The sequence below is a fragment of the Rahnella sp. PCH160 genome (assembly GCF_047784855.1).
Lineage (GTDB): Bacteria > Pseudomonadota > Gammaproteobacteria > Enterobacterales > Enterobacteriaceae > Rahnella.
The window spans coordinates 281,550-306,962 of the sequence record NZ_JBLOGT010000001.1; the positions used below are offsets into that span (position 1 = coordinate 281,550).

The 25,413-nt window shown below is 53.5% G+C and carries 18 protein-coding genes; 10 read left to right on the forward strand and 8 right to left on the reverse strand.

Translation table 11 applies throughout. The features are described 5' to 3' along the window. Nucleotides 1-2: 2 nt before the first annotated feature. Together ACM5QY_RS01280 and ACM5QY_RS01285 are read right to left on the reverse strand one after the other, a co-directional pair. Nucleotides 3-767 (reverse strand): nucleoside-specific channel-forming Tsx family protein, encoded by a 765-nt coding sequence (locus tag ACM5QY_RS01280; protein ID WP_416118900.1) that lies wholly within the window; start codon nucleotides 765-767, stop codon nucleotides 3-5. 408 nt (nucleotides 768-1,175) lie between these two features. Then, a complete protein-coding gene (locus ACM5QY_RS01285; protein ID WP_416118901.1) occupies nucleotides 1,176-1,943 on the reverse strand; it encodes a DedA family protein in 768 nt (255 codons plus the stop codon). Between the two features lie 284 nt (nucleotides 1,944-2,227). On the opposite strand from ACM5QY_RS01285, the gene ACM5QY_RS01290 reads away from it, so the two are divergent. The 3 genes from ACM5QY_RS01290 (at nucleotide 2,228) to rluA (ending at nucleotide 8,482) form a co-directional block, all read left to right on the forward strand. Beyond that, nucleotides 2,228-4,591 (forward strand): DNA polymerase II, encoded by a 2,364-nt coding sequence (locus ACM5QY_RS01290; protein ID WP_416118902.1) that lies wholly within the window; start codon nucleotides 2,228-2,230, stop codon nucleotides 4,589-4,591. Nucleotides 4,592-4,814: 223 nt separating this feature from the next. Continuing rightward, complete coding sequence (gene rapA / locus ACM5QY_RS01295) at nucleotides 4,815-7,712, forward strand: RNA polymerase-associated protein RapA (RefSeq protein WP_416118903.1); 2,898 nt, start codon at nucleotides 4,815-4,817, stop codon at nucleotides 7,710-7,712. Nucleotides 7,713-7,780: 68 nt separating this feature from the next. Further along, nucleotides 7,781-8,482: a bifunctional tRNA pseudouridine(32) synthase/23S rRNA pseudouridine(746) synthase RluA gene (gene rluA, locus ACM5QY_RS01300; protein ID WP_416118904.1), complete on the forward strand. Its 702-nt coding sequence runs from the start codon at nucleotides 7,781-7,783 to the stop codon at nucleotides 8,480-8,482. Between the two features lie 62 nt (nucleotides 8,483-8,544). On the opposite strand, the gene djlA is transcribed toward rluA, so the two are convergent. Further along, on the reverse strand, nucleotides 8,545-9,366 hold the full coding sequence (gene djlA, locus ACM5QY_RS01305; protein WP_416118905.1) for a co-chaperone DjlA: 822 nt from the start codon (nucleotides 9,364-9,366) through the stop codon (nucleotides 8,545-8,547). A gap of 181 nt (nucleotides 9,367-9,547) precedes the next feature. On the opposite strand from djlA, the gene lptD reads away from it, so the two are divergent. The 6 genes from lptD (at nucleotide 9,548) to apaH (ending at nucleotide 16,364) form a co-directional block, all read left to right on the forward strand. Continuing rightward, nucleotides 9,548-11,911, forward strand: coding sequence for an LPS assembly protein LptD (gene lptD, locus ACM5QY_RS01310; protein ID WP_416118906.1), 2,364 nt, complete (start codon nucleotides 9,548-9,550; stop codon nucleotides 11,909-11,911). A gap of 85 nt (nucleotides 11,912-11,996) precedes the next feature. Continuing rightward, nucleotides 11,997-13,292: a peptidylprolyl isomerase SurA gene (gene surA, locus ACM5QY_RS01315; RefSeq protein ID WP_416118907.1), complete on the forward strand. Its 1,296-nt coding sequence runs from the start codon at nucleotides 11,997-11,999 to the stop codon at nucleotides 13,290-13,292. Further along, nucleotides 13,282-14,289 carry a 4-hydroxythreonine-4-phosphate dehydrogenase PdxA gene (pdxA, locus tag ACM5QY_RS01320; protein ID WP_416118908.1) on the forward strand — a complete coding sequence of 336 codons (1,008 nt, stop codon included), beginning with the start codon at nucleotides 13,282-13,284 and terminating at the stop codon, nucleotides 14,287-14,289. The genes surA and pdxA overlap by 11 nt, the downstream gene beginning before the upstream one ends. Nucleotides 14,290-14,294: 5 nt before the next feature. Next, nucleotides 14,295-15,122 carry a 16S rRNA (adenine(1518)-N(6)/adenine(1519)-N(6))-dimethyltransferase RsmA gene (gene rsmA, locus ACM5QY_RS01325; RefSeq protein ID WP_416118909.1) on the forward strand — a complete coding sequence of 276 codons (828 nt, stop codon included), beginning with the start codon at nucleotides 14,295-14,297 and terminating at the stop codon, nucleotides 15,120-15,122. Between the two features lie 4 nt (nucleotides 15,123-15,126). Next, nucleotides 15,127-15,504, forward strand: coding sequence for a Co2+/Mg2+ efflux protein ApaG (gene apaG, locus ACM5QY_RS01330; protein WP_416118910.1), 378 nt, complete (start codon nucleotides 15,127-15,129; stop codon nucleotides 15,502-15,504). 5 nt (nucleotides 15,505-15,509) lie between these two features. Then, complete coding sequence (apaH, locus tag ACM5QY_RS01335; protein ID WP_416118911.1) at nucleotides 15,510-16,364, forward strand: bis(5'-nucleosyl)-tetraphosphatase (symmetrical) ApaH; 855 nt, start codon at nucleotides 15,510-15,512, stop codon at nucleotides 16,362-16,364. A gap of 72 nt (nucleotides 16,365-16,436) precedes the next feature. Here the strand turns inward: apaH and folA are convergent, their stop codons facing one another. Next, the gene (folA, locus tag ACM5QY_RS01340) at nucleotides 16,437-16,922 is read right to left on the reverse strand and encodes a type 3 dihydrofolate reductase (RefSeq protein ID WP_416118912.1); all 486 of its coding nucleotides are present in this window, start codon (nucleotides 16,920-16,922) and stop codon (nucleotides 16,437-16,439) included. A gap of 405 nt (nucleotides 16,923-17,327) precedes the next feature. Between folA and ACM5QY_RS01345 the strand changes: the two genes are divergently transcribed. Next, nucleotides 17,328-17,942, forward strand: coding sequence for a LysE family translocator (locus ACM5QY_RS01345; RefSeq protein WP_416118913.1), 615 nt, complete (start codon nucleotides 17,328-17,330; stop codon nucleotides 17,940-17,942). A 59-nt stretch (nucleotides 17,943-18,001) separates the two neighbouring features. Here ACM5QY_RS01345 and kefC read toward each other — a convergent pair whose 3' ends face one another. The 4 genes from kefC to carA form a co-directional block, all read right to left on the reverse strand. Next, nucleotides 18,002-19,852 carry a glutathione-regulated potassium-efflux system protein KefC gene (gene kefC / locus ACM5QY_RS01350; protein ID WP_416118914.1) on the reverse strand — a complete coding sequence of 617 codons (1,851 nt, stop codon included), beginning with the start codon at nucleotides 19,850-19,852 and terminating at the stop codon, nucleotides 18,002-18,004. Continuing rightward, nucleotides 19,845-20,399 carry a glutathione-regulated potassium-efflux system oxidoreductase KefF gene (gene kefF, locus ACM5QY_RS01355; RefSeq protein WP_416118915.1) on the reverse strand — a complete coding sequence of 185 codons (555 nt, stop codon included), beginning with the start codon at nucleotides 20,397-20,399 and terminating at the stop codon, nucleotides 19,845-19,847. Before kefF ends, kefC begins: the two co-directional genes overlap by 8 nt. Before the next feature lie 124 nt (nucleotides 20,400-20,523). After that, the gene (gene carB, locus ACM5QY_RS01360) at nucleotides 20,524-23,748 is read right to left on the reverse strand and encodes a carbamoyl-phosphate synthase large subunit (RefSeq protein ID WP_416118916.1); all 3,225 of its coding nucleotides are present in this window, start codon (nucleotides 23,746-23,748) and stop codon (nucleotides 20,524-20,526) included. A gap of 18 nt (nucleotides 23,749-23,766) precedes the next feature. After that, the gene (gene carA / locus ACM5QY_RS01365) at nucleotides 23,767-24,939 is read right to left on the reverse strand and encodes a glutamine-hydrolyzing carbamoyl-phosphate synthase small subunit (RefSeq protein ID WP_416118917.1); all 1,173 of its coding nucleotides are present in this window, start codon (nucleotides 24,937-24,939) and stop codon (nucleotides 23,767-23,769) included. Nucleotides 24,940-25,413: the final 474 nt, after the last annotated feature.

The following is a 25,413-nucleotide window of genomic DNA, read 5'->3' on the forward strand; positions in this document are numbered from 1 at the left end:
GATCAGAAGTTATATTTTATGGAATAAATAATCCCGTCCTGCAGGAAACTTTCACCCAATTTATTATCCGCATAACGGTACTGTAAACCGACCGTCAGGCTTGGATTAGGCTTCCACCAGAACCCGGCACCGCCGTTAACACCTTCTTTACCGCCGTTGCCGGCAGCATATTGGTCAGCGCGGTCAAATTCATATTCCGTCCAGTTAGTCAGGCTGAAATTCTCACCCCACGCGGTGAAGTCATACCCCGCAGCCCAGCCAAATACATAGCCATTATCGCCGGTGTAATACGTCTGATCGGTATAACGTTTGGCAATAAAAGGCTTATACCAGAAGTTACCCGCTTTAATGTTGTAGCCAATTCCGTATAACGCCATAACGTCATGGAAATGCACACCGAGCGGCGCGCCGTAGGTGCCATATAAATGCCCGTAAAGGTTAAAACCTGAATTTCCCAGATAGAACCGGTTGGTACTTTTGAAGGTATAACGCTGTTCATCTCCCGGCTGGTCATGTTCTTTATTCAGCGGATTTTCCAGATCGAAGAAACCATAGGTTTCGCCCCAGGTAAATCCCGCACCGCCCTCCAGTTCAAGATAGAAAAAGTCATCTTTATGCGATTTCATTCCCGTTCTGTGCGTGGTGTTTTGTGTCCAGTCCAGATAATGCAAACCGGTATCAAAGAATCCCCATAAATATTCAGCCTGAGCGCCAGGCGTTAAAAATGACAGTGCAAGAGGTAACGTATATTTAATAATTTTTTTCATTGAGCTTAATTCCCTTAGCCAGAAATGCACACGCGTAAAGTCTGTGCGCATAGGATTCAAATGTCAGAGCGCTGGGAGTATTCACGATGAGGAAAGAGTTAAACCAATATTGATTTATCGGGGCATTTATAGTTTTTACCTATAAATGGCACGGAACGGTATTTTATCTATAAAAAACAACCCATTGTGAAATTTTAAAAAACGGAAAATTCGGAAAGGAAAATAAACTATCGGTCAGAACTGAGAGAGAGTTCAAATTAAGTAAATCAATTAAAAAATAATCGGTAAGGTGAACTATTTATAGAGGAAAGTTATCATGAATGATAAGCAGACGATATCATTTCATGCAAAGAGAAATAATACGGCAATCTCCTGCAGAAAGCGTTTAGCAGGAAATTGCCGTTCCCGTCAGCGGGTAATCACTTTCCACAGCAGATGACCGTAAACCGGCATCATCGGCTGTTTGCTCAGCATCACGATGCTTACTACCGTCGCAACCAGGCTCAGCACGCACACCACTCGCAGACGCGGCAACGGTAACCATTTTGTCATCGCATCTGGCGCTGCTTTTCCGGCGCGGAACCCGCGCCAGATAAGCCAGGCACTCAGCCAGATCAGTACGAACGCCGCAAAGAGCATCCATTTGAAGACCGCGCTGTTATGGCCCGCAGGGATATCGATCGCCACACCGGCCAGAATTCCCGGCAAGAAATAGACTGGCGGCCAGGCAATGCAGCCGACGATATTGGGCGGCGCAAATTTAAACGGCGGCAGATTCAGCATACCGGCAACCATCGGCACCAGCGGGCGCGTCGGGCCAATAAAACGCCCGATGATCACGGTGGCAAAACTGTGGCGATCAAGGGCGAGCCCGGTTTTATCGAGCAATGACTGATAGCGTTGCAGGAACTTCCACTGATGCAGCGGTTCTTTGAAACGCCGTCCGATAAAGTAAGACGCCCAGTCGCCCAAGAAGCAACCGAGTCCGGCTGCCAGCCACGCTTCATACAAGCCGACCTGCCCGCTGCCGATCAGCGTCCCGAGCGTCGCCATCATCACCGTGCCGGGCAGAATCAGCCCGACCAGCGCCAGCGATTCGAAAAAAGCCACCACGGCGACAATAATTAAAGCAAAGCCCACCGACTGAGCGACCAGATGTTGTAAATAGGCTTCCATAAATTCCCAGTAATTGTGACGCAAAAGGCGTAGAGCATCAGTACGGATAAATAATGAGACAAATGTCAGTTTTCTGAACTTTGATTGTAGTAAATACATCAAGCGGCTGGATTGTCAGCGCACGAACTATTGTCGTCAACCCAGTAATTGTATGCGTATTTGGCAGAAGCCAGAGTCGTGGACAAAGACTGTATAAATAACCATACTCTGTCATTGATTTTTTTTCCGCTTCCGAGGCGCTTATTAACGCACAATCCACTCCTTCCGCCACACGTACCCCCGACATGTCGCCACGTCAGGGATTCGTGCTGACCCGCCACTGGCGCGACACGCCGCGTGGCACGGAAGTGGAATTGTGGCTGGCGACTGACGACGGCCCGCAGAAAGTTCGCCTGCCGTTGCAGGAATCGGTCGCCTTTATTCCGGTGGAACAGCGGGCGCTGGCTGAGCGTCTGCTGGCCGATGAAAAAAATGTCAGTTTGCGCGACCTGCCGTTGCAGGATTTCCATTCCCGGCCGGTTCTCGGCCTGTATTGCCCGCAACACCGGCAGTTAATGCGGATTGAAAAGCGGCTAAAAGAGTACGGCGTCAGGGTCTATGAAGCGGATATCCGCCCGCCGGAACGCTTTCTGATGGAGCGCTACATCACTGCGCCGGTGTGGTTCAGCGGTAAACCGGGGCCGGGCAATCTGCTGCTTGAGACCAAAATGAAACCGGCGCAGGAATACCGCCCGCCGCTGAAACTCTGTTCTCTGGATATCGAAACCAGCGGCAACGGCGAGCTGTACTGCATCGGGCTGGAAGGCTGCGGACAGCGCCACGTCTATATGCTCGGGCCGCCGAACGGTGACCCGGACAGTCAGTTTGATTTTACGCTGGAATACGTCGACAGCCGTCCGCAATTGCTGCAAAAACTCAATGAGTGGCTGGAAGCTTACGATCCGGATGCGATTATCGGCTGGAGCGTTGTGCAGTTCGATTTACGCGTGTTACAAAAACACGCCGACCGCTACAAAATCCCGCTTAAATTCGGGCGCGGCGGCAGTGAGCTGGAATGGCGCGAGCACGGTTTCAAACAGGGGCATTTCTTTGCCGCCGCTGCGGGTCGTCTGATTATCGACGGCATTGAAGCCCTGAAATCCGCCTTCTGGAACTTCAACTCTTTCAGCCTGGAATTCGTCTCGCAAAGTTTGTTAGGCGAAGGGAAATCCAGCGATAACCCGTATCAGCGTCTGGCCGAAATCGAACAACGTTTTCGCGAAGACAAACCCGCGCTGGCACGCTATAACCTGAAAGACTGCGAGCTGGTCACGCGTATTTTTGCCAAAACCGAGCTGATGCCGTTTCTTCTCGAACGCGCGTCGGTGACCGGGCTGGCCGTCGACCGCAGCGGCGGTTCAGTCGCCGCATTCACTCACCTTTATTTACCGCGAATGCACCGCGCCGGGTATGTCGCGCCGAATCTGGGTGAGCTGGAAGGCGAAATGAGCCCCGGCGGTTTTGTGATGGATTCCCGCCCCGGTTTATATGATTCCGTGCTGGTGCTCGATTACAAAAGTCTGTACCCGTCGATTATCCGTACGTTCCTGATCGACCCGGTCGGGCTGGTGGCCGGGATGCAACAGCCCGACGATGAACATTCTGTTCCCGGCTACCGCAACGCCCGTTTTTCACGGGAAAAACATTGCCTGCCGGAAATCGTCAACCAGATCTGGCAGGGGCGCGAAGCCGCAAAAAAACACAAAAACAAACCGCTGTCGCAGGCGCTGAAAATCATCATGAACGCCTTTTATGGCGTACTCGGTTCGAGCGGCTGCAGGTTTTTCGATCCGCGTCTGGCTTCTTCCATTACGCTACGCGGGCACGACATCATGCGCCAGACCCGCGAGCTGATTGAGGCCGAAGGCTATCAGGTGATTTACGGCGACACGGATTCCACCTTTGTCTGGCTTAACAAAGCCCATACGCAGGAAGACGCCGATGTGATTGGCCGCCGTCTGGTGGAGCAGGTGAATGCCTGGTGGAAGCAGCATTTACAGCAGGAATACGGGCTGGAAAGCGCGCTGGAACTGGAATTCGAAACCCATTATCAACGCTTTCTGATGCCGACCATTCGCGGTTCTGAAACCGGCAGTAAAAAGCGTTATGCCGGGCTGGTGAAAGATGCCGACGGCGAACACATCGTTTACAAGGGGCTGGAAACGGTGCGTACCGACTGGACGCCGCTGGCGCAGGAGTTTCAGCAGGCACTGTATGAGCGGATTTTCCATCAGAAGCCGTATCAGGATTATGTCCGTGATTACGTGGCGCGCACGCTCAATGGCGAGTTAGACGATAAACTGGTGTACCGCAAACGCCTGCGCCGCAAGCTCAGTGATTACGAGAAAAATGTGCCGCCGCACGTCCGCGCAGCGCGGCTGGCGGATGAGTATAATGTGCAGCATGGCCGCGCAAAGCAGTACCAGAATGGCGGGTGGATAAGCTACGTAATGACCACCTCCGGGCCGGAACCGCTGGAGAACCGCCAGTCACCGGTTGATTACGATCACTACATCGAACGTCAGCTTGAACCAGTGGCCGACGGCATTTTGCCTTTCCTTCATGACGATTTTGCTACACTCATTACAGGACAGATGGGGCTATTTTAAGCAAAAGAAGGTGCGGCGAATGTGATTCTAAGGTGACGAATCGCTTACCTTCCATTACCATAGCGCCCTTTCCCATTTCTGAAACATCCTCACACAGTGAATCACTTCCCGCCTGCTGACGGGAAAAGAAAACTATTGCCCGAGCATTATCAGAGGCATAGCGAGCAATGCGCAGTCGCTGCCGCAGTTATCGTATACAGAGCAAATAACACAGAGAGAGATTATGCCGTTTACATTGGGTCAACGCTGGATAAGCGATACGGAAAGCGAATTAGGATTAGGAACCGTGGTCGCGCTGGATGTGCGCATGGTTACCCTGCTTTTCCCCGCCACCGGTGAAAACCGTTTGTATGCCCGAAATGATTCCCCGATCACCCGCGTGATGTTCAATCCCGGTGATACCATCAGTTGCCACGAAGGCTGGCAGCTGCAAGTCGAAGAAGTCATTGAGGACAAAGGTTTACTGACCTATATCGGTACCCGTCTGGATACGGAAGAAACCGGCGTTGCCATGCGTGAAGTGCTGCTCGACAGCAAACTGACGTTCAGCAAACCCCAGGATCGCCTGTTCGCCGGTCAGATTGACCGGATGGATCGTTTTGCCCTGCGTTTTCGCGCACGTAAATATCAGCGCGAGCAGTTCCGTCTGGAGTTCGGCGGCCTGCGCGGTATGCGCGCCAGCCTGATCCCGCACCAGCTTCACATCGCTTACGAAGTCGGCCAGCGTCATGCGCCGCGCGTTTTACTGGCCGATGAAGTGGGCCTGGGTAAAACCATCGAAGCCGGCATGATTATTCATCAGCAATTGCTGTCCGGCCGCGCCGAACGCGTGCTGATCGTGGTGCCTGAAACCCTGCAACATCAGTGGCTGGTTGAGATGCTGCGCCGCTTCAACCTGCGTTTCTCTCTGTTTGATGATGACCGCTACGCCGAATCCGTGCATGAAGCGACCAACCCGTTTGAAACCGAACAACTGGTCATCTGTTCGCTTGATTTCGTGCGCCGCAACAAGTCCCGCCTCGAGCAGTTGTCCGATGCGTCCTGGGACATGCTGGTGGTCGATGAAGCGCACCATCTGGTGTGGAGCGAAGACGCGCCGAGCCGCGAGTATCAGGTTATCGAGCAGCTTTCCCAGCAAATCCCGAGCGTCCTGCTGCTGACCGCAACGCCGGAACAACTGGGCCAGGAAAGTCACTTTGCGCGTCTGCGCCTGCTGGATCCGGATCGTTTCCACGATTACGAAGAGTTCATCGAAGAACAGCAGCAATATCAGCCGGTCGCTGATGCCGTGACGCTGCTGCTCAACAAAGAGCCGCTGACGCCGGAAGCGCTGGCCTTGCTGGGCGAAAGCGTCGGCAATGCTGACACCGACGCGCTGCTGACCGCCGCCAATAAAGGCGACGAAGCCGCCGCAAAACAGCTGGTTTCGATGCTGATGGATCGCCACGGCACCAGCCGCGTACTGTTCCGTAACACCCGTAACGGCGTAAAAGGTTTCCCGGATCGTCATCTGCATTCCGTGAAACTGCCGCTGCCAACGCAGTATCAGACCGCGATTAAAGTCTCGGGCATTATGGGCGCGAAGAAAACTGCCGAAGCCCGTGCGCACGACATGCTGTACCCGGAGCAGATTTATCAGGAGTTCGAAGGCGAAAACGCCACCTGGTGGAACTTCGACCCGCGCGTGGAATGGCTGCTCGGTTATCTGACCGCCAACCGTGACGAGAAAGTGCTGGTGATTTGCGCCAAAGCCGCCACCGCACTGCAACTGGAACAAGTTCTGCGTGAACGCGAAGCCATCCGCGCCGCCGTGTTCCACGAAGGTTTGTCGATCATCGAACGTGACCGCGCCGCCGCGTATTTTGCTTCTCAGGAAGAAGGGGCCCAGGTTCTGCTGTGTTCTGAAATCGGCTCCGAAGGCCGTAACTTCCAGTTCGCCAGCAAAATGGTGATGTTCGATCTGCCGTTCAATCCGGATCTGCTCGAGCAACGTATTGGCCGTCTGGACCGTATCGGCCAGCAAAACAATATCGACATCATGGTGCCTTACCTCGAACAAACCGCGCAGTCGGTGCTGGTTCGCTGGTTCCATGAAGGTCTGGATGCGTTCGAACATACCTGCCCGACCGGCCGCACTATTTATGACAGCGCTTACGATCAGCTGATTGCGTTCCTCGCCACACCGGCTGAGCAGGCAGGTCTGGACGACTTTATTCTCAAATGCCGCGCAGAACACGACGCGCTGAAAGAGAAGCTGGAAAATGGCCGCGACCGTTTGCTGGAGATGCATTCCAACGGCGGCGAACGTGCGCAGCAGCTGGCGAAGGAAATTGGCGAGCAGGATAACGACGTCAATCTGGTGAATTTCGCGCTGAACCTGTTTGATATCGTCGGCATCAATCAGGACGATCGCAGTGATAACCTGATCGTTCTGACGCCGTCTGATCATATGCTGGTGCCGGATTTCCCGGGCTTGCCTGAAGACGGTTGTACTGTCACGTTTAACCGTGAACAGGCGCTGTCGCGTGAAGATACGCAGTTCATCAGTTGGGAGCATCCGATCGTGCGTAACGGTCTGGATCTGATCCTTTCCGGCGATACCGGCAGCTGTGCGGTGTCAATCCTGAAAAACAAGGCGCTGCCGGTCGGTACGCTGCTGGCAGAACTGATTTATGTGGTCGAATGTCAGGCACCGAAACACCTGCAACTGACCCGCTTCCTGCCACCGACGCCGGTGCGTATGCTGATGGATCGCAAAGGCACTAACCTGGCCGCGCAGGTGGAGTTCGAAAGCTTTAACCGCCAGCTGAACGCCATCAACCGTCATAATTCCAGCAAGCTGGTAAATGCCGTACAGCAGGATGTTCACGCCATGCTGCAACAGGCTGAAGCGGAAATTGCAGAGCAGGCGCGTGCGCTGATTGACGCGGCGAAAGTCGAAGCGGACGAGCAACTGACCCAGGAGCTGGATCGTCTGAAGGCGCTGAAAGAAGTGAACCCGAACATTCGCGATGACGAACTGGAATCGGTAGACTCAAACCGTAAGCAGGTACTGGCGAATCTGAACGACGCAAGCTGGCGTCTGGATGCGATCCGTCTGGTGGTCGTCAGCCACCAGTAAGCCTGTCGGGATGCAGCCGGTACTGCATCCCTTCTTTTATTCCACCCTGAATGCAGACTGAAACCGCTATGAGCGAACATCAACCGACAATGCCTGAACCGTCCAAAACCCGGCCGCTGGAGAATTACAATCCACCGACCGATCCCTGGTTGCAGGTGATTTTCCAGGATGAACACATCATGGTGGTGAATAAGCCAAGCGGGCTGCTTTCGGTACCGGGGAAATTAGCCGAACATCAGGACAGCCTGATGACGCGCATTCAGCAGCAATATCCGGAAGCGGAATCGGTACATCGTCTGGATATGTCGACCAGCGGCGTGATCGTGGTGGCGCTGACCAAAGAGGCTGAGCGTGAACTTAAACGCCAGTTCCGCGAACGCGAAACCAAGAAAGTGTATATCGCGCGCGTCTGGGGGCGGGTCGGAGAGGATTACGGCATCATTGATTTACCCCTGATTTGCGATTATCCCAACCGGCCCAAGCAGAAAGTCTGCCATGAGACCGGGAAAAAAGCGCTGACGCAGTATGAAGTGATGTCGTGGGATGAAGACGGCACGACGCGCGTAAAACTCCGGCCAATTACCGGACGTTCGCATCAGCTACGCGTGCATTTGCTGGCGCTCGGGTATCCGATTCTGGGCGATAAGTTTTACGCACATCCGCAGGCGCTGGCCGCCGCAGACCGTCTGCAACTCCATGCGCAGGAGCTGTCGTTTTACCATCCGATCACTGACGCGCCGCTGGTATTCAGCTGCGAGCCGGATTTTTAAGCTTCCGGAAGACACAAAAAAGGCGCTGAATTCAGCGCCTTTTACTTTTGTGGCGGAGAAGATTACTTAAAACCTTTCTCTCTTTTGATGAGATCATACGCGGCCTGAATCGACTGCGCTTTCTCTTTCGCCATTTCCATCATTTCCGGCGGTAAACCTTTTGCCACCAGTTTGTCCGGATGATGTTCGCCCATCAGCTTACGGTACGCACGTTTGATAGTGGTCGCATCGTCCGTAGCATTCACGCCCAGCACTTTACAGGCATCGGCCAGCGTAGGGCCTTGCTGTGTCTGGTGATAGCCGCCGCGATAAGAGTTTCCGCCCTGCTGACTTCCACCGAACTGTTGTCCGCCTTCCATCATGCGCAGGAACTGATCGAACTGCATGCGGGAGATCCCGAGTTCTTCGGCAATCACATACAACACTTCGCGCTCGTTCGGGTGCAAAGAACCGTCGGCATACGCCGCCTGGATCTGGATTTCCAGAAAAGTCCGGATCAGATCAAAGCGGCCGAAACACGCAGTGCGCAATGCCCGCATTTTTTCCCGCAACGGATAATTCGCCTCTTTCCCGTCGCGGAAGGCGCGCTGGGCGGCTTCACGCTGCTCACCGTGCAACTGCATACGTTCCATGTAAAGACTGGCGATTTGTATATCCGCCTCGGTCACTCTGCCTTTTGATTTAGTCAGATTCCCCATCACTTCAAACGTGGTGCGGAAAAAGAGAGTTTGACGTGTCTGTTGATCGGCGAAATATCCACGGCGTTTCGCTGAACGCGCGGTATCAAACATATGCCCTATCAACACCCCTGAAACAATTCCCCAGAAGCCTAAACCGGACCATAAGCCCAGGATAAGTCCGAGCAGTTTTCCCCAATACTGCATATACTCCTCAATTCGCCATGCCGTCGCTTAAAAATTGCTTTATCATAACCGGCATTTATCGTTGTGCCTAACGGCGACAGCGTAACAGGTTGGATTTAACACTAGCGCAACCATGATGAGTGAGATAGTCTCTGACCGTTTGCCGGCATGATGCCTCTGATGACGGAACACCATTTTACGTATGAAAAACAGACGTCTGAAAACACGCTTACCCACAGTGCTGGCTGCCACAATCTGGTCAGTATTGTACAGTCACGGCGCAATGGCCGACCTCGCAGCGCAATGTATGCTCGGCGTTCCGACCTATGACAAACCTTTGGTGCAGGGTGATCCTAATTCACTGCCTGTGACCATCAATGCCGACAAGGCCACCGGAAATTATCCTGACAGCGCGCTTTTCAGCGGCAACGTTAATATTGTTCAGGGTAACAGTACGCTCGATGCCGATCATGTTCAGCTCAACCAAATTGCCAACCCCAATCAGCCCACTCCGACCCGCACCGCCACGGCGACCGGGAACGTGCGTTATAACGATAACCAGATCAAGCTGAACGGGCCGAAAGGCTTTGCGAACCTGACGACGAAAGATACCGACGTTCAGGATGGCGATTACCAGATGGTGGGCCGACAGGGCCGGGGTAATGCCGACAAGATGAAGCAGCGTGACAACAACCGCTACACCATCATGGACAACGGCACCTTCACGACCTGTCTGCCTGGCGATAACAGCTGGAGCGTGGTGGGTTCAGAAGTGATTCAGGACCGTCAGGAAGAAGTGGCTGAAATCTGGAATGCCCGCTTCCATATCGGCCCGGTTCCGGTGTTCTACAGCCCGTATATGCAGTTGCCGATTGGTAACAAACGCCGCTCGGGCTTCCTCATCCCGAATGCCAAATACAGCAGTAATAACGGCTTCGGCCTGATGGTTCCTTATTACTGGAACATTGCGCCAAACTACGATGCCACGATTACGCCGAACTACATGAGTAACCGGGGTCTGCAATTGCAGAACGAATTCCGCTATCTGACCGTGGCCGGTGCAGGTCTGATGGAATTTGATTACCTGGGTAATGATAAGAAGATTGATGATCAGTTTGTAAAAGATGAGGGGCGTACCGACGATACGACAAAACGCTGGATGTACTACTGGCGTCATGCCGGCGTATACGATCAGGTTTGGCGTTTCAACGTCGACTACACCAAGGTCAGTGATCCCTACTATTTCACCGATTTCGACTCGAAATACGGTTCAAGCACTGACGGCTATTCCACCCAGAAGTTTAGCGTAGGCTATGCCAACGAAAACTGGGATGTGACGCTGGCCAGTAAGCAGTTCCAGGTGTTCGCAGGTTCCGGCGATACAGATGCTTATCGCGCTCAACCACAACTGGACATCAACTATTATAAAAACGATCTGGGTCCATTCGACCTGCACCTTTATGGTCAGGCGGTGAAATTCACCAGCGTTAATCCGGACAACCCGGAAGCGGTTCGTACGCACTTCGAACCGACGCTGAGCCTGCCGCTGAGTAACGGCTGGGGAAGCCTGGATAACGAAGTTAAGCTGATGGCGACACACTATCAGCAGGATATTCCTGATAGCAATACGGATACGGAGCTTCGTTCATCCGTGAACCGCGTGATGCCTGAGTTCAAAACCGACGGCAAAATGGTCTTTGACCGGACGATGGACTGGAACAGTGATTATACCCAGACCCTCGAACCGCGTGCGCAGTATTTGTACATTCCGTATCGTAATCAGAGTGGCATTAATACCTATGACTCAACGCTGCTGCAGTCCGACTATACCGGTCTGTTCCGCGATAAGAGCTACAGCGGCCTGGATCGTATTGCGTCTGCAAACCAGGTGGCAACCGGTTTAACGACACGTATTTACGACGAAAATCTGGAAGAACGCTTCAATGCGTCTGCCGGTCAGATTTACTACTTCCAGCCACCGCGCACGGGCGACGTGGACAGTGTACTGGATAAAAGTGATGACCGGGGCAGCCTGGTTTGGGCCGGTGACAGCTATTACAAAATCAATAATTTCTGGGGCATCCGTGGCGGTGTGCAGTATGACACCCGTTTAGATGCGCTGGCGTTAGGTGATGCCGTTCTGGAATACCGCGCTGACTCAGAAAGAATGGTTCAGTTGAGCTACCGTTATGCCAGCCCGGAATATATTCAGGCGACGCTACCAAAACTGACTAACCCAGGCTATCAGGATGGTATTTCGCAGGTGGGCGGCATCGCCAGCTGGCCGATTGCCGACCGCTGGGCCGTTGTTGCGGCGTATTATTACGACACCAAAGCACAGCAATCCGCCGATCAGCTGATTGGTTTGCAGTACAACACCTGCTGCTGGGCCATCAACGTGGGCTACGAACGTAAGATCACCAGCTACGATACTACCAAGTCCGAAAGTAAGTATGACAATAAGATTGGATTCAACATTGAACTTAGAGGCCTGGGGAACAATCAAACCCTCGGAACGAAAGAAATGTTGGGCAGCGGCATACTGCCTTATCAACGCGCTTTCTAAGCCGACACCACGATTGATGAGTTAAGACTCGACGAACTCAGTGAACTTGAAACCCGCGCTTGCGGATTAGACAAATGGAAAAAGTATGAAGAACTGGAGAACACTTCTCCTCGGCGTGACGCTTTGTGCCAGCACTGCGTTTGCAGCCTCTCAGGAAGTTGATAAAGTTGCCGCCGTCGTGAACAACGGCGTTGTGTTACAAAGTGACGTAGACAGCCTGTATCAGTCGGTGACACAGCAGGCCAAACAAGCAAATCAACAGTTGCCCGATGAAGCAACGTTGCGCCATCAGATCCTCGATCGCCTGATCATGGATCAGATCCAGTTGCAGATGGCGACACGTATGGGGATCACGCTGACCGATCAGGATGTAGATAAAGCGATTGCGGGTATTGCACAGCAGAACAATATTTCCGTTGATCAGCTGCGCAGCCGTCTGGCGTACGATGGCCTTAACTACAGCACCTATCGTGCCCAGATCCGCAAAGAAATGCTGATCAGTGAAGTGCGCAACAGCGAAGTTCGCCGTCGCGTAACAATTCTGCCTCAGGAAGTCGATCAGTTGTCCAAGCAGGTTGCTGCTCAGAACGGCGGCAGTGCTGAATTTAACCTCAGCCATATTCTGTTGCCACTGCCAGAAAATCCAACGCAGGATCAGGTCGATACTGCAGAGCAGTTGGCGAAGAAAATCGTCGCCGATCTGAACAACGGTGCGGATTTCGGCAAATTGGCTATCACCTATTCTGCTGATTCTCAGGCGCTGAAAGGCGGCAATATGGGCTGGGGCAAATTGCAGGAACTGCCTTCCCTGTTCGCTCAGGCGCTGAGCACCGCGCAGAAAGGCCAGATTATCGGCCCGATCCGTTCAGGCGTGGGCTTCCACATTCTGAAAGTGAACGATATTCGTGGTGATAACAAAACGGTTTCCGTGACCGAAGTCCATGCACGCCATATCCTGATCAAGCCATCCGTCGTGATGACCGATGCGCAGGCACGTGCGAAGCTGGAGCAGGCTGCCGCTGATATTAAGAGTGGCAAAGCAACGTTTGCTGATGAAGCCAAACAGCTTTCTCAGGATCCAGGCTCTGCAAATCAGGGCGGCGATTTAGGTTGGGCGTCTCCGGATATGTACGATCCGGCGTTCCGCGATGCGCTGATGAACCTGAAAAAAGGTGAAGTCAGTACGCCGGTTCACTCCTCCTTCGGCTGGCACCTGATCCAGTTACTGGATACCCGTCAGGTGGATAAAACAGATGCAGCACAGAAAGAACGTGCTTACCGCATGCTGTTCAACCGTAAATTTGCGGAAGAAGCTCAGACCTGGATGCAGGAACAACGTGCTGAAGCGTACGTGAAAATTATGGACGGTAATGGACAATAAAACTCTGACAACGAAATCTGTCGTCATTACCCCCGGCGAACCTGCCGGGGTTGGGCCGGATCTGGTACTGGCGCTGGCTCAGCAGGCATGGCCTGTTGAGTTGGTGGTGTGTGCCGATCCGGCCCTGCTGCTTGATCGCGCTGAAAAACTGGGTCTGAAGATCCGGTTGCGCGAATACCAAAAAGACAGCCCGGCAGAACCTCAGGCCGCAGGGACATTAACGGTTTTACCAGTCAGCACGGCTGTGCCTGTGACGCCCGGTAAACTGAATGTCGCCAACAGCCATTATGTCATTGAAACGCTCGCCCGTGCCTGCGATGGCGCAATCAGCGGCGAGTTTGCCGCACTGATCACCGGCCCGGTGCAAAAGAGCATTATCAACGATGCCGGTATCCCGTTCATCGGCCATACCGAATTCTTCGCAGACCGCAGCCATTGCAACCGTGTCGTGATGATGCTGGCAACGGAAGAGTTGCGTGTCGCACTGGCGACTACGCATTTACCGTTATTAGCCGTACCGGGTGCGATCACGCGTCAATGTTTGCACGAAGTCATCACCATTTTGAATCATGACCTGAGAACCAAATTCGGCATCGCCGAGCCGCAAATCTACGTATGTGGTCTGAATCCGCACGCGGGTGAAGGCGGTCATATGGGTCATGAAGAGATAGACACCATCATTCCTGCGCTGGAAGAACTGCGCCAGCAGGGAATGCATCTTATTGGCCCGCTGCCCGCCGATACGTTATTCCAGCCTAAATATCTGCAACACGCCGATGCTGTTTTATCGATGTATCACGATCAGGGCCTTCCGGTGCTAAAATATCAGGGATTTGGTCGCGCCGTGAATATCACGCTGGGCCTTCCCTTTATCCGGACTTCCGTTGATCACGGCACCGCCCTTGAACTCGCTGCAACCGGCACTGCCGATGCAGGCAGTTTCAAGACAGCAATAAATCTCGCCATTCGTATGGCAAATAACAGCAACGATAAATAACAACAATGAATAGTAGAGTCCACCAAGGTCACTTTGCCCGTAAACGTTTTGGGCAAAACTTCTTAACCGATCAGTTTGTTATCGATAGCATCGTGTCGGCCATTCATCCTATGCCGGGCGAATCTGTCGTCGAAATCGGGCCCGGTTTGGCTGCCTTGACGGCGCCGGTTGCCTCACGTCTGGATAGTATGACGGTGATCGAAATTGACCGTGATTTGGCCGCGCGCCTGGAAAGCAATCCAAAGTTTCAGGGCAAGCTGCGCGTTATCCAGTCTGATGCGATGAAAGTTAATTTCGCGGAACTCTCCGAAGAATTAGGCCAGCCGCTGCGCGTATTCGGCAATTTGCCTTATAACATTTCGACGCCGCTGATGTTCCATCTGTTCACCTACACGAATGCCATCAAAGACATGCACTTCATGTTGCAGAAGGAAGTGGTGAACCGCCTGGTTGCAGGCCCGAACAGCAAAGCGTATGGTCGTTTAACGGTGATGGCGCAGTATTACTGCAACATTATCCCGGTACTGGAAGTGCCACCGGAGTCCTTCACGCCGGCACCGAAAGTTGATTCGGCCGTGGTCCGTTTAGTCCCACACGACAATATTCCTTACCCGGTCTCAGATATTCGTATTCTCAGCCGTCTGACCACCGATGCGTTCAACCAGCGCCGCAAGACTATCCGCAACAGTCTGGGCCATCTGTTCACACCAGAACAAATGAGCGATCTGGGGCTGGATCTCAGCATGCGTGCTGAAAATATTTCGGTTGAGCAATTCTGTAAACTGGCTAACTGGTTGTCCACGCGACCTAAAACCCCGGAACCTCAGGAGTAGCGTTATGCTTAATTCGCCCCGTGTTTGTGTTCAGGTGCAAAGTATCTACGTTGAGTCACAGTCGATACCGGAAGAAGAACGTTTTGTCTTCGCCTACACCATCACTGTCCGCAATCTGGGGCGTTTTAATGTGCAACTGCTTCGCCGTTACTGGTTAATCACCAACAGTAACGGCTGTCAGACTGAAGTCCAGGGCGAAGGGGTTATCGGTGAACAGCCGCTGATCCTGCCTGGCAACGAATTCCACTACACCAGCGGTGCGATTTTAGAAACGCCGCTGGGCACGATGGAAGGCCATTACGAAATGATCACGCACAACGGTGAAAGCTTCCGTGTGCCGGTTCCGGTCTTCCGCCTCGCCATCCCTACACTGATAAATTAATCCACATGTCGACATATCTTATTGGTGACGTTCACGGCTGCATCGATGAACTCAAGGCGCTGTTGGCGCAAGTGGATTTTGATCCGCAAAATGATGCTCTCTGGCTGACGGGCGATCTCGTCGCACGCGGGCCTGCTTCGCATGAAGTACTGCGTTTTGTCAGCGGTTTGGGCGATTGCGTGAGAATGGTGCTGGGTAATCACGATTTGCATCTGCTGGCGGTTTACGCAGGCATTAGCTTTAACAAGCCGAAAGACCGCATCACGCCTTTGCTCGAAGCAGAAGATGCCGATGAGCTGATCAACTGGCTGCGCCGCCAGCCGGTGTTGCAGGTGGATGATGACCTGAAACTGGTGATGGCTCATGCGGGCATTACGCCGCAGTGGGATCTCGACACCGCGAAAATGTGCGCCCGTGAAGTGGAAGCCGTGCTGAGCAGCGACACCTATCCGCTGTTTCTCGATGCCATGTACGGAGACATGCCGAACAACTGGCATCCAGAGCTCAGCGGTCTGGCTCGTTTACGTTTCAGCACCAATGCGTTCACCCGCATGCGCTACTGTTTCCCGAACGGGCAGCTGGATATGATTTGCAAAGATGTGCCGGAGAACGCGCCAAGGCCCCTCAAACCCTGGTTTGATATTCCGGGTCCGGTGCAGGAGGCGGGTTACAGCATTGCGTTTGGTCACTGGGCATCGCTGGAAGGGAAAGGCGCGCCGGAAGGCATTTACGCGCTGGATACCGGTTGTTGCTGGGGCGGGGATTTAACGATGCTGCGCTGGGAAGATAAAACCTATTTCACCCAACCGTCGAACCGCCACAAAGAAAAAGAGCAAGCTGAACTGCCGAAAATGCTGTAATTTTGCGGCGGGATAAAATACAAAAGGCACCTCTGAAAGGTGCCTTTTGGCTTTACGCATCAGCCCGAAAAATCAGGCGCGCCGGTCAAGAATTTCGAAGCAGTAGCCGTGAGAGTTTTGCTCATCAGCGTCGTGGAACTCGCTGAACGTGCTTTCCCAGTCATCCGGCTCGTAGTCAGGGAAATGCGTGTCCCCTTCCACTTCCGCATCAATGTGGGTCAGATATAAACGGTTCGCCTTCGGCAATAATTGCTCGTACACGCGGCCACCGCCCATCACCATCACTTCTTCCACGTCACCGGCTGCGGCCAGTGCGGCATCCAGAGAGGTCACCCAGGTCACGCCGTCGTGTTCACCAGGCTTTGAGCTGATGACGATATTCAGCCGGCCGGGTAACGGACGCCCAATCGACTCGAACGTTTTGCGCCCCATGATGACAGGTTTGTTGAGCGTATTACGCTTAAACCAGGCCAGATCACCGGGTAAATGCCAAGGCATTGCGTTTTCCATGCCAATAACGCGATCGGTCGCCAGTGCGGCGATCAGGCTGATAATCATTATGAAGCCCTGTGTTGATTGAAGAGACCCAAAAAAACAGCCCACACTATACGGAAAGCCCAATCAGCCGTCGATAGGGAGACTCACGCTTTACAAAGATATAAGAGAGCGCTTACCCTCGCAGGATTTTACCCGCCTGTCGTGCCAGTTTCCGGCATAAAAGGGCGTTAAAAACCGGAAAAACTTTCACTAACCCAGCCGAAAATGCTGGAAATGTGATCGGGGGTTTATCCTTCTCACTGGCCTTGTACAACAACGCTTACACACCGGGGCGTTTACGGTACAGTCGCCGCTATTTCCATAAACACCCGTCGCAAAAAAAGCCATAAGAGTGATTTATCTTGCGAAGGATTGGCGTATCATGCGGCCTTCATTTTGCTCTGAACATTAACAACGGTTATTTACATGCTTGAAACCACCCTTTTTGTTGCCAGTATTGCGTTCCTCGGCATGCTTTCCCCCGGCCCTGATTTCTTTCTGGTCATCAAAAATGCAGCCCGATACCCGCGCGTAGCGGCACTCATGACGTCACTGGGTGTTATTTGCGGCGTCATCACGCACATGTCTTATTGCGTGGCCGGTCTGGCGGTGGTGATCACCACCACGCCGTGGCTGTTTGATTTGCTGAAATACGTCGGCGCCGTCTATCTGATCTGGGTCGGCATTCAGGCATTGTTCTCGCGCAGCAACAGCAAAATGAATCTCGACGGGCTGGAACCGCAGCAGGTCAAACTGCGTACCGCATTCGTGCAGGGTTATCTGTGTAATCTGCTGAACCCGAAAGCGACACTGTTTTTCCTGGCGATGTTTACGCAGGTATTGCAGATCAACTCCACTCTTGGCGAAAAGCTGTGGTACGCGTCGATTATTGTCAGCTTATCCCTGGTCTGGTGGCCTTCGCTGGCGTTATTAATCCAGAGCGCCCCGGTTCGCCGTGGTCTGGCAAAAGCACAGAAAATTATCGATAAACTGCTCGGCGGCGTGCTGATTGGTTTAGGCATCAAAGTCGCGCTGAGCTGATCAAAAAAGCCGGCACTGCGGATGCCGGCTTTCCGTTAACACGTTAATGGTTTCTGCGTTTATCCCTTCGCTTCAATCACATCCTTTTCCGGCGCTTTGCCATCAATACTTCCGCGCCAGCCAGACTGAACCGATGACAGACGTACCTGATCCTGCTCGATAGCCGCGGTCAGCATGTCTTTCGCACGTTGCATACTGGCAATACGGAATTCAGTATCTTCGTAGTTCTCAATGGTCGCTTCCAGCATTTTCAGGTTATAGCAGCGGAACAAATCGGCTTTTTCGCGCGCTTCATACGCATCCAGCCCGAGTTCTTCGAGCACGTCACGCCCCACACGCAGGGAACCTTCAAACAGTTCACGCTCCGGCGCTTCCACACCTAACTGGCGTAACTGATACCAGTGGTCAACGTCGCGGGCACGCGCAATCACTTTCAGATTAGGGAAATGCTCTTTTGCCAGCGCCGTCAGTTGCAGGTTGGCTTCGACATCATCGATGGCGTTGATCAGGACTTTGGCCTGCGCTGCGCCTGCCGATTCCAGCAAATCCACGCGGGTCGCGTCACCGTAAAACACTTTGGTACCGAATTTTCGCAGCGTTTCGATATGGTCCGGATCGTGATCCAGAACGACGGTATGAACATTGTTGGCCAGCAACAAACGACCGGCAATCTGCCCGAAACGACCAAACCCGGCGATAATCACCTGCGCATTTTCGTCGTCAATGGTGTCCTGCGGACGATCATCTTTCGGCGCATTACGCTCCAGGCGGCTCGCAATCACCAAAAGCAGCGGTGTGACAGCCATAGAAAGCGCAACGGCAAGCGTCAGCGCTTTTGACCATTCGTCAGGCATCACGCCGGCCATTTTCGCAGCACTGAAAATCACAAAGGCGAATTCACTGCCCTGCCCGATTAAGATTGCAAACAGGCCGCGCTGCTTTTTCGGAACACCCAGCCACGGTGCAATCAGCCACAACAGCGCCGCCTTGAGCGCCATAAAGCCCACCAGCAAGGTGGCGATCAGCAACGGCTGATGCACCAGCGTGCCGAAGTCGATAGACATCCCGACGCCGATAAAGAACAGCCCAAGCAGTAAACCTTTGAATGGCTGAATATCGCTTTCCAGCGCGTGGCGATATTCCGAGCTCGCCAGCAATACGCCCGCCAGAAACGCGCCCATCGCCATCGACATGCCGGCCATTTCCAGCAGAATGCCGAAACCGAACACCAGGAAAAGTGCGACGGCACTGAACACTTCACGCATGCCGGAACGGGCAACGAAATGCAGCAAAGGTCGCGTGACATAGCGCCCGAGCAACACCACCAGCACCAGCGCACCGGCCACTTTTGCCGCCGACAGACCGAAGCTCAGGAGCGTCGTGGCTTCGCCGGTGCTGGCAAGAAGTGGGATCATTGCCACCAGCGGGATCGCGGCTATATCCTGGAACAGCAGCACGGCAAACGCGCTGCGGCCAATGGGTGACGCCGTCAGGCTGCGTTCGCTCATCGCCTGCATGGCAATCGCGGTGGAAGACAGCGCCAGCGTCATGCCTATCAGTAAGGCAACTTTCCAGTCCAGCCCGAGGAAATAACAAAATGCACTGAGTACCGCGCCGCAACCGGCCATCTGAATACTGCCGCCGCCAAAAACGGAAGCGCGCATGGTCCATAACCGTTTAGGATCAAGCTCCAGACCAATCACAAACAGCATCAGCACCACGCCGATTTCCGCAAACGTCAGAATCGACTCGGCATCAGACACCAGTTTCAATCCCCACGGCCCGATAATGCAGCCCGCAATCAGATAACCCAGCACGGAGCCCAGCCCGAGGCGGACGGCAATCGGTACAAACAGCGCCGCGGAGCCGAGATAAATCAGCCCTTCAATCATCAGGGTATGGTTATCCATGATTCACCTCCGTCGGGCAGCCTTCTTTCAGACTCAGGCAGGCAGTCAGGCGTTGGCGGTATTCCTCTCCGGCGGCTTTCAGCGCCACTTCGTCACAAATGAACGTGTTATGCACCGCAAAATACGGCAACCAGTGCATGCCGCAGTAAACGGCCGTCGCCTGTAATGGCTGCGCCAGTACATCGAAATTCGGGTGGTCGCCCAGTTCAAAATGATGCTCGTTACCGCCAGTGGTCACCGCCCACAGGCAATGTTTTCCGTTAAGCGCATTGCCCTCATGGCCGTAGGCCCAGCCGTGCTCCAGCACTTTATCTATCCACAATTTCATCAGCGGCGGCAGGCTGTACCACTGGATCGGATGCTGGAAGACCACCAGATCGGCGCGCTCGACGGCTTTCTGTTCAGCGTCAATGTCGATATTGAAATCGGGGTAAAGGTCGTACAGCGAGCGGATTTCGACGTTGGGTAAATCTGATACTGCCGAGAGCAGTCCCTGATTGGCCCGCGAATGGCGCGGATAAGGATGGGCGTAAATTATTAAAATCATGCAGGTCTCTTGTCTTATTTCATTTACTTCAGCATACGCAATTTTGGGCTTTCTGTTGAAATCCTGACGCATTAAATGAAAAAGGCGCAGCTTTCGCCACGCCTTTTGCCAACCAATTATGCCATCACCCTTTGATTTTCGCGTGCATTTCCTGCACGGAAGTCACCTGTTCGGTCGGGTCAGAAGACAGCGCCATCGCCGTGGCGAAACCACCGTTGAGCGTGGTGTCGTAATGCACTTTGTATTGCAGCGCACTGCGACGAATCAGCTTGGAGTCTTCAATCGCCTGACGGCCCGCCGTGGTGTTGACAATGTACACATACTCACCGTTTTTGATACGGTCCTGAATGTGCGGACGGCCTTCATGCACCTTGTTGACCAGACGCGGGTTAATCCCGGCTTCGCCCAGTACCACTGCAGTGCCGTGAGTTGCATCGAGTTCGAAGCCACGTTTCAGCAGTTTCGCGGCCAAATCCACCACGCGGCCTTTGTCGCCTTCACGCACTGACAACAGCGCGCGACCGGCTTTCTTCATGCCGGAGTTGCTGCCCAGTTGCGCTTTCGCAAACGCTTCTGCGAAAGTGCGGCCGACCCCCATGACTTCACCGGTAGAACGCATTTCTGGCCCGAGAATCGGGTCAACGCCAGGGAATTTATTGAACGGCAGCACCACTTCTTTGACGGAGTAGTAAGGCGGGATCACTTCTTTTGTGATGCCCTGCTGCGCCAGCGTCTGGCCTGCCATGACGCGGGCCGCCACTTTCGCCAGCGGTACACCGGTCGCTTTGGACACGAACGGTACGGTACGTGCGGCGCGCGGGTTGACCTCAATCAGATAAACTTCGTTGTTTTTCACCGCGAACTGGACGTTCATCAGGCCACGAACGCTCAGCTCGAAGGCCAGTTTCTCGACCTGCTGACGCATCACGTCCTGAATTTCCTGGCTCAGCGTGTAGCAAGGCAGTGAACATGCGGAGTCACCGGAGTGAACGCCCGCCTGTTCGATGTGCTCCATGATGCCGCCAATCAGCACGCGTTCGCCGTCGCAGATTGCGTCAACGTCCACTTCGATTGCGTCATCCAGGAAGCGGTCCAGCAGAACCGGCGCATCGTTGGAAACGCTGACCGCATTCTGGAAGTAACGACGCAGGTCGATTTCGTCGTATACGATTTCCATCGCACGGCCGCCCAGAACATAGGACGGACGAACCACCAGCGGATAACCCAAGCCAGCGGCTTTCTCAACGGCTTGTTCAATGGTCGAGACCGTGGCGTTAGCCGGTTGTTTCAGGCCCAGACGGTGAACCGCCTGCTGGAAACGTTCGCGGTCTTCGGCGCGGTCAATGGCATCCGGGCTGGTGCCGATAATCGGCACGCCAGCGGCTTCGAGTTCACGCGCCAGTTTCAGCGGGGTCTGACCACCGTACTGCACGATGACGCCTTTCGGCTGCTCGATGCGCACGATTTCCAGCACGTCTTCCAGCGTCACGGATTCGAAGTACAGGCGATCAGAGGTGTCGTAGTCGGTCGAAACCGTTTCCGGGTTACAGTTGACCATAATGGTTTCGTAACCGTCTTCACGCAGCGCCAGTGAGGCGTGCACGCAGCAGTAGTCGAACTCGATACCCTGACCGATACGGTTTGGTCCACCGCCCAGTACCATGATTTTTGGCTTGTCATTGGTCGGGTTGGATTCGCACTCTTCTTCATACGTGGAGTACATGTACGCGGTGTCCGTCGAGAATTCCGCCGCACAGGTATCCACACGTTTGTAAACCGGGTGCAGATTGTATTTGTGGCGCAGTTTGCGCACTTCGCTTTCTGAAACGCCGACCAGCGTCGCCAGACGCAGGTCAGCAAAGCCTTTGCGTTTGAGCATGCGCAGGTAATCCTGCGTCAGGATGTTGAAACCGCCTTCGGCGACTTCGTTCTCCAGCTTCACCAGTTCTTCAATCTGCACCAGGAACCAGCGGTCAACGTTGGTCAGGTTGAAGATACCGTCAACAGACATCCCGGCGCGGAAAGCGTCCGCGATGTACCAGATGCGTTCCGCGCCCGCTTCTTTCAGCTCGCGGCGGATTTTGGTCAGCGCTTCCGGGTCATCCAGGCTCACTTTCGGGTCGAAGCCGCTGGCGCCGACTTCCAGACCGCGCAACGCTTTTTGCAGAGATTCCTGCTGGGTGCGGCCAATCGCCATCACTTCGCCGACAGATTTCATTTGCGTAGTCAGACGGTCGTTAGCACCGGCAAATTTCTCGAAGTTAAAGCGAGGGATTTTCGTCACAACGTAGTCGATAGACGGTTCGAACGATGCAGGCGTTTTGCCACCGGTGATGTCGTTCATCAGTTCATCAAGGGTATAGCCGACAGCCAGTTTCGCGGCGACTTTTGCAATCGGGAAGCCGGTCGCTTTAGAGGCCAGCGCAGAAGAACGGGAAACGCGCGGGTTCATTTCGATAACAATCAGGCGGCCATTTTTCGGGTTGACCGAGAACTGGACGTTTGAACCGCCGGTTTCTACGCCGATTTCACGCAGTACCGCCATCGAGGCGTTACGCATGATCTGGTATTCTTTGTCGGTCAGGGTCTGCGCGGGCGCGACAGTGATGGAGTCACCGGTGTGAATCCCCATCGCATCGAAGTTTTCGATTGAGCAGACGATGATGCAGTTATCGTTTTTATCACGCACCACTTCCATCTCATACTCTTTCCAGCCAATCAGCGACTCATCAATCAGCAGCTCTTTGGTGGGGGAAAGATCCAGGCCGCGTTCGCAAATCTCTTCGAACTCTTCGCGGTTATATGCGATACCGCCACCGGTGCCGCCCATGGTGAATGAAGGACGAATGATACACGGGAAACCCACGTCAGCGGCGATAACCAGCGCTTCTTCCATGGTATGCGCAATGCCTGAACGAGCGGTATCAAGACCGATTTTCTTCATCGCAATGTCAAAGCGGCGACGGTCTTCGGCTTTATCAATGGCGTCTGCGGTCGCACCAATCATGGTCACGCCGAATTCTTCCAGCACGCCGTGACGTTCCAGCTCCAGCGCACAGTTCAGTGCAGTCTGGCCGCCCATGGTAGGCAGAACGGCGTCCGGACGTTCTTTTTCGATAATCTTGCGCACCACTTCCCAGGTAATCGGCTCGATATACGTCGCATCGGCCATGTCAGGGTCAGTCATGATGGTTGCCGGGTTGGAGTTCACCAAAATGACGCGGTAACCCTCTTCGCGCAGCGCTTTACACGCCTGTGCGCCGGAGTAGTCGAACTCACAAGCCTGGCCGATAACAATCGGACCTGCGCCCAGAATCAGGATGCTTTTTATGTCTGTACGTTTTGGCATTTTTTATTCGCTCCTGATTTATTTGCTTATAAGAGTGGCGTTGTTGTTATGAGAAGCGCGGTAAGCGTTTATCAGTTCGATAAAATGGTCGAACAGTGGCGCAGCGTCATGCGGACCGGGGCTCGCTTCCGGGTGTCCCTGGAAGCTGAATGCCGCTTTATCGGTGCGGTGGATGCCCTGAACCGTGTGGTCGAACAGCGATTTGTGCGTGACACGCAAGTTTGCTGGCAGATTGCTTTCATCGACCGCAAAACCGTGGTTCTGCGCCGTAATCATCACCACGTTGTTATCGATATCTTTAACCGGGTGGTTACCGCCGTGGTGGCCGAGTTTCATTTTCAGCGTCTTCGCGCCGCTGGCGAGAGCCAGTAACTGATGGCCCAGGCAGATGCCGAACACCGGAATGTCGGTTTCGAGGAAAGTTTTAATCGCAGCGATAGCGTAATCGCAAGGCTCCGGGTCACCCGGACCGTTGGACAGGAAAATGCCGTCCGGATTAAGTTTCAGCACTTCGGCCGCCGGAGTCTGCGCCGGAACCACCGTCAGGCGGCAACCGCGATCCACCAGCATGCGCAGGATATTGCGTTTCGCGCCGTAGTCGTAGGCCACGACATGGAACGGTAATTCTTCATTTTTCTTCGCTTCAGGCAACTCACCTTCCAGCGTCCAGCTGCCTTGCTGCCAGCTGTAGGATTCTGCTGTCGTGACTTCTTTTGCCAGATCCATCCCTTTCAGCCCCGGGAAAGCTTGGGCTTTTTGCAGCGCAAGTTGAGCATCTGGTGAATCGCCGGCGATGATGCAGCCATTTTGCGCACCTTTTTCACGAAGCAGGCGCGTCAGTTTACGGGTATCAATATCGGCGATGGCAACAATGTTATTGCGCTTAAGGTAATCAGAGAGGTTTTCTTCATTGCGGTAGTTGCTGGCGATCAGAGGCAAATCGCGAATGACCAGGCCTTGAGCGTGTACTGCGGAGGATTCTTCATCAGCGGCATTGGTGCCGACATTACCGATATGGGGATAAGTGAGAGTGACAATTTGGCGGGAATAGGAAGGATCAGTGAGGATTTCTTGATAACCGGTCATCGAGGTATTGAAGACCACTTCCCCCACTGCCGACCCTTCTGCCCCGATGGCCCGACCGTGGAATTGGGTTCCGTCTTCCAGAACCAATAGCGCTGACTTTATCAAAGCATCCTCCAAGAATAATAAATCACAATATTTGCATATTAATTCAGATAACGAGATCTAAATCAATGCAAAAATTGCTCCCAAAGCCAATTTTTGGCAAACGGCGGCATTTTAGAGAGGGTGATGAGGTTTGTCTACCAAAAGCATCATTATTTCTCTGTTTTTCGCACAACTCAGGGAAAAGACCCGCTTACCGCCATAAAAGCACAGCCAAAGTCAGTATAGTAACCGTTTGCGGAAGGCGATGTCTGAAAAATGGTGATGTAAACGAGGTTATTGCAAATCAGGGAAGGTGCTGCGCTCAAAAAACAGACAGAGCACGGAGTATTTAGGAGGAAAATATATAAAAATAAGTGATACAGAAAGAATCGACCCCATAACCGATATTTTAAGAATAAAAAGAGAAGGGCAATCAAGGAACTGCCCTTTTATCAAAAGATTATGACCAAAACAACCACATCACATCTAAATCAT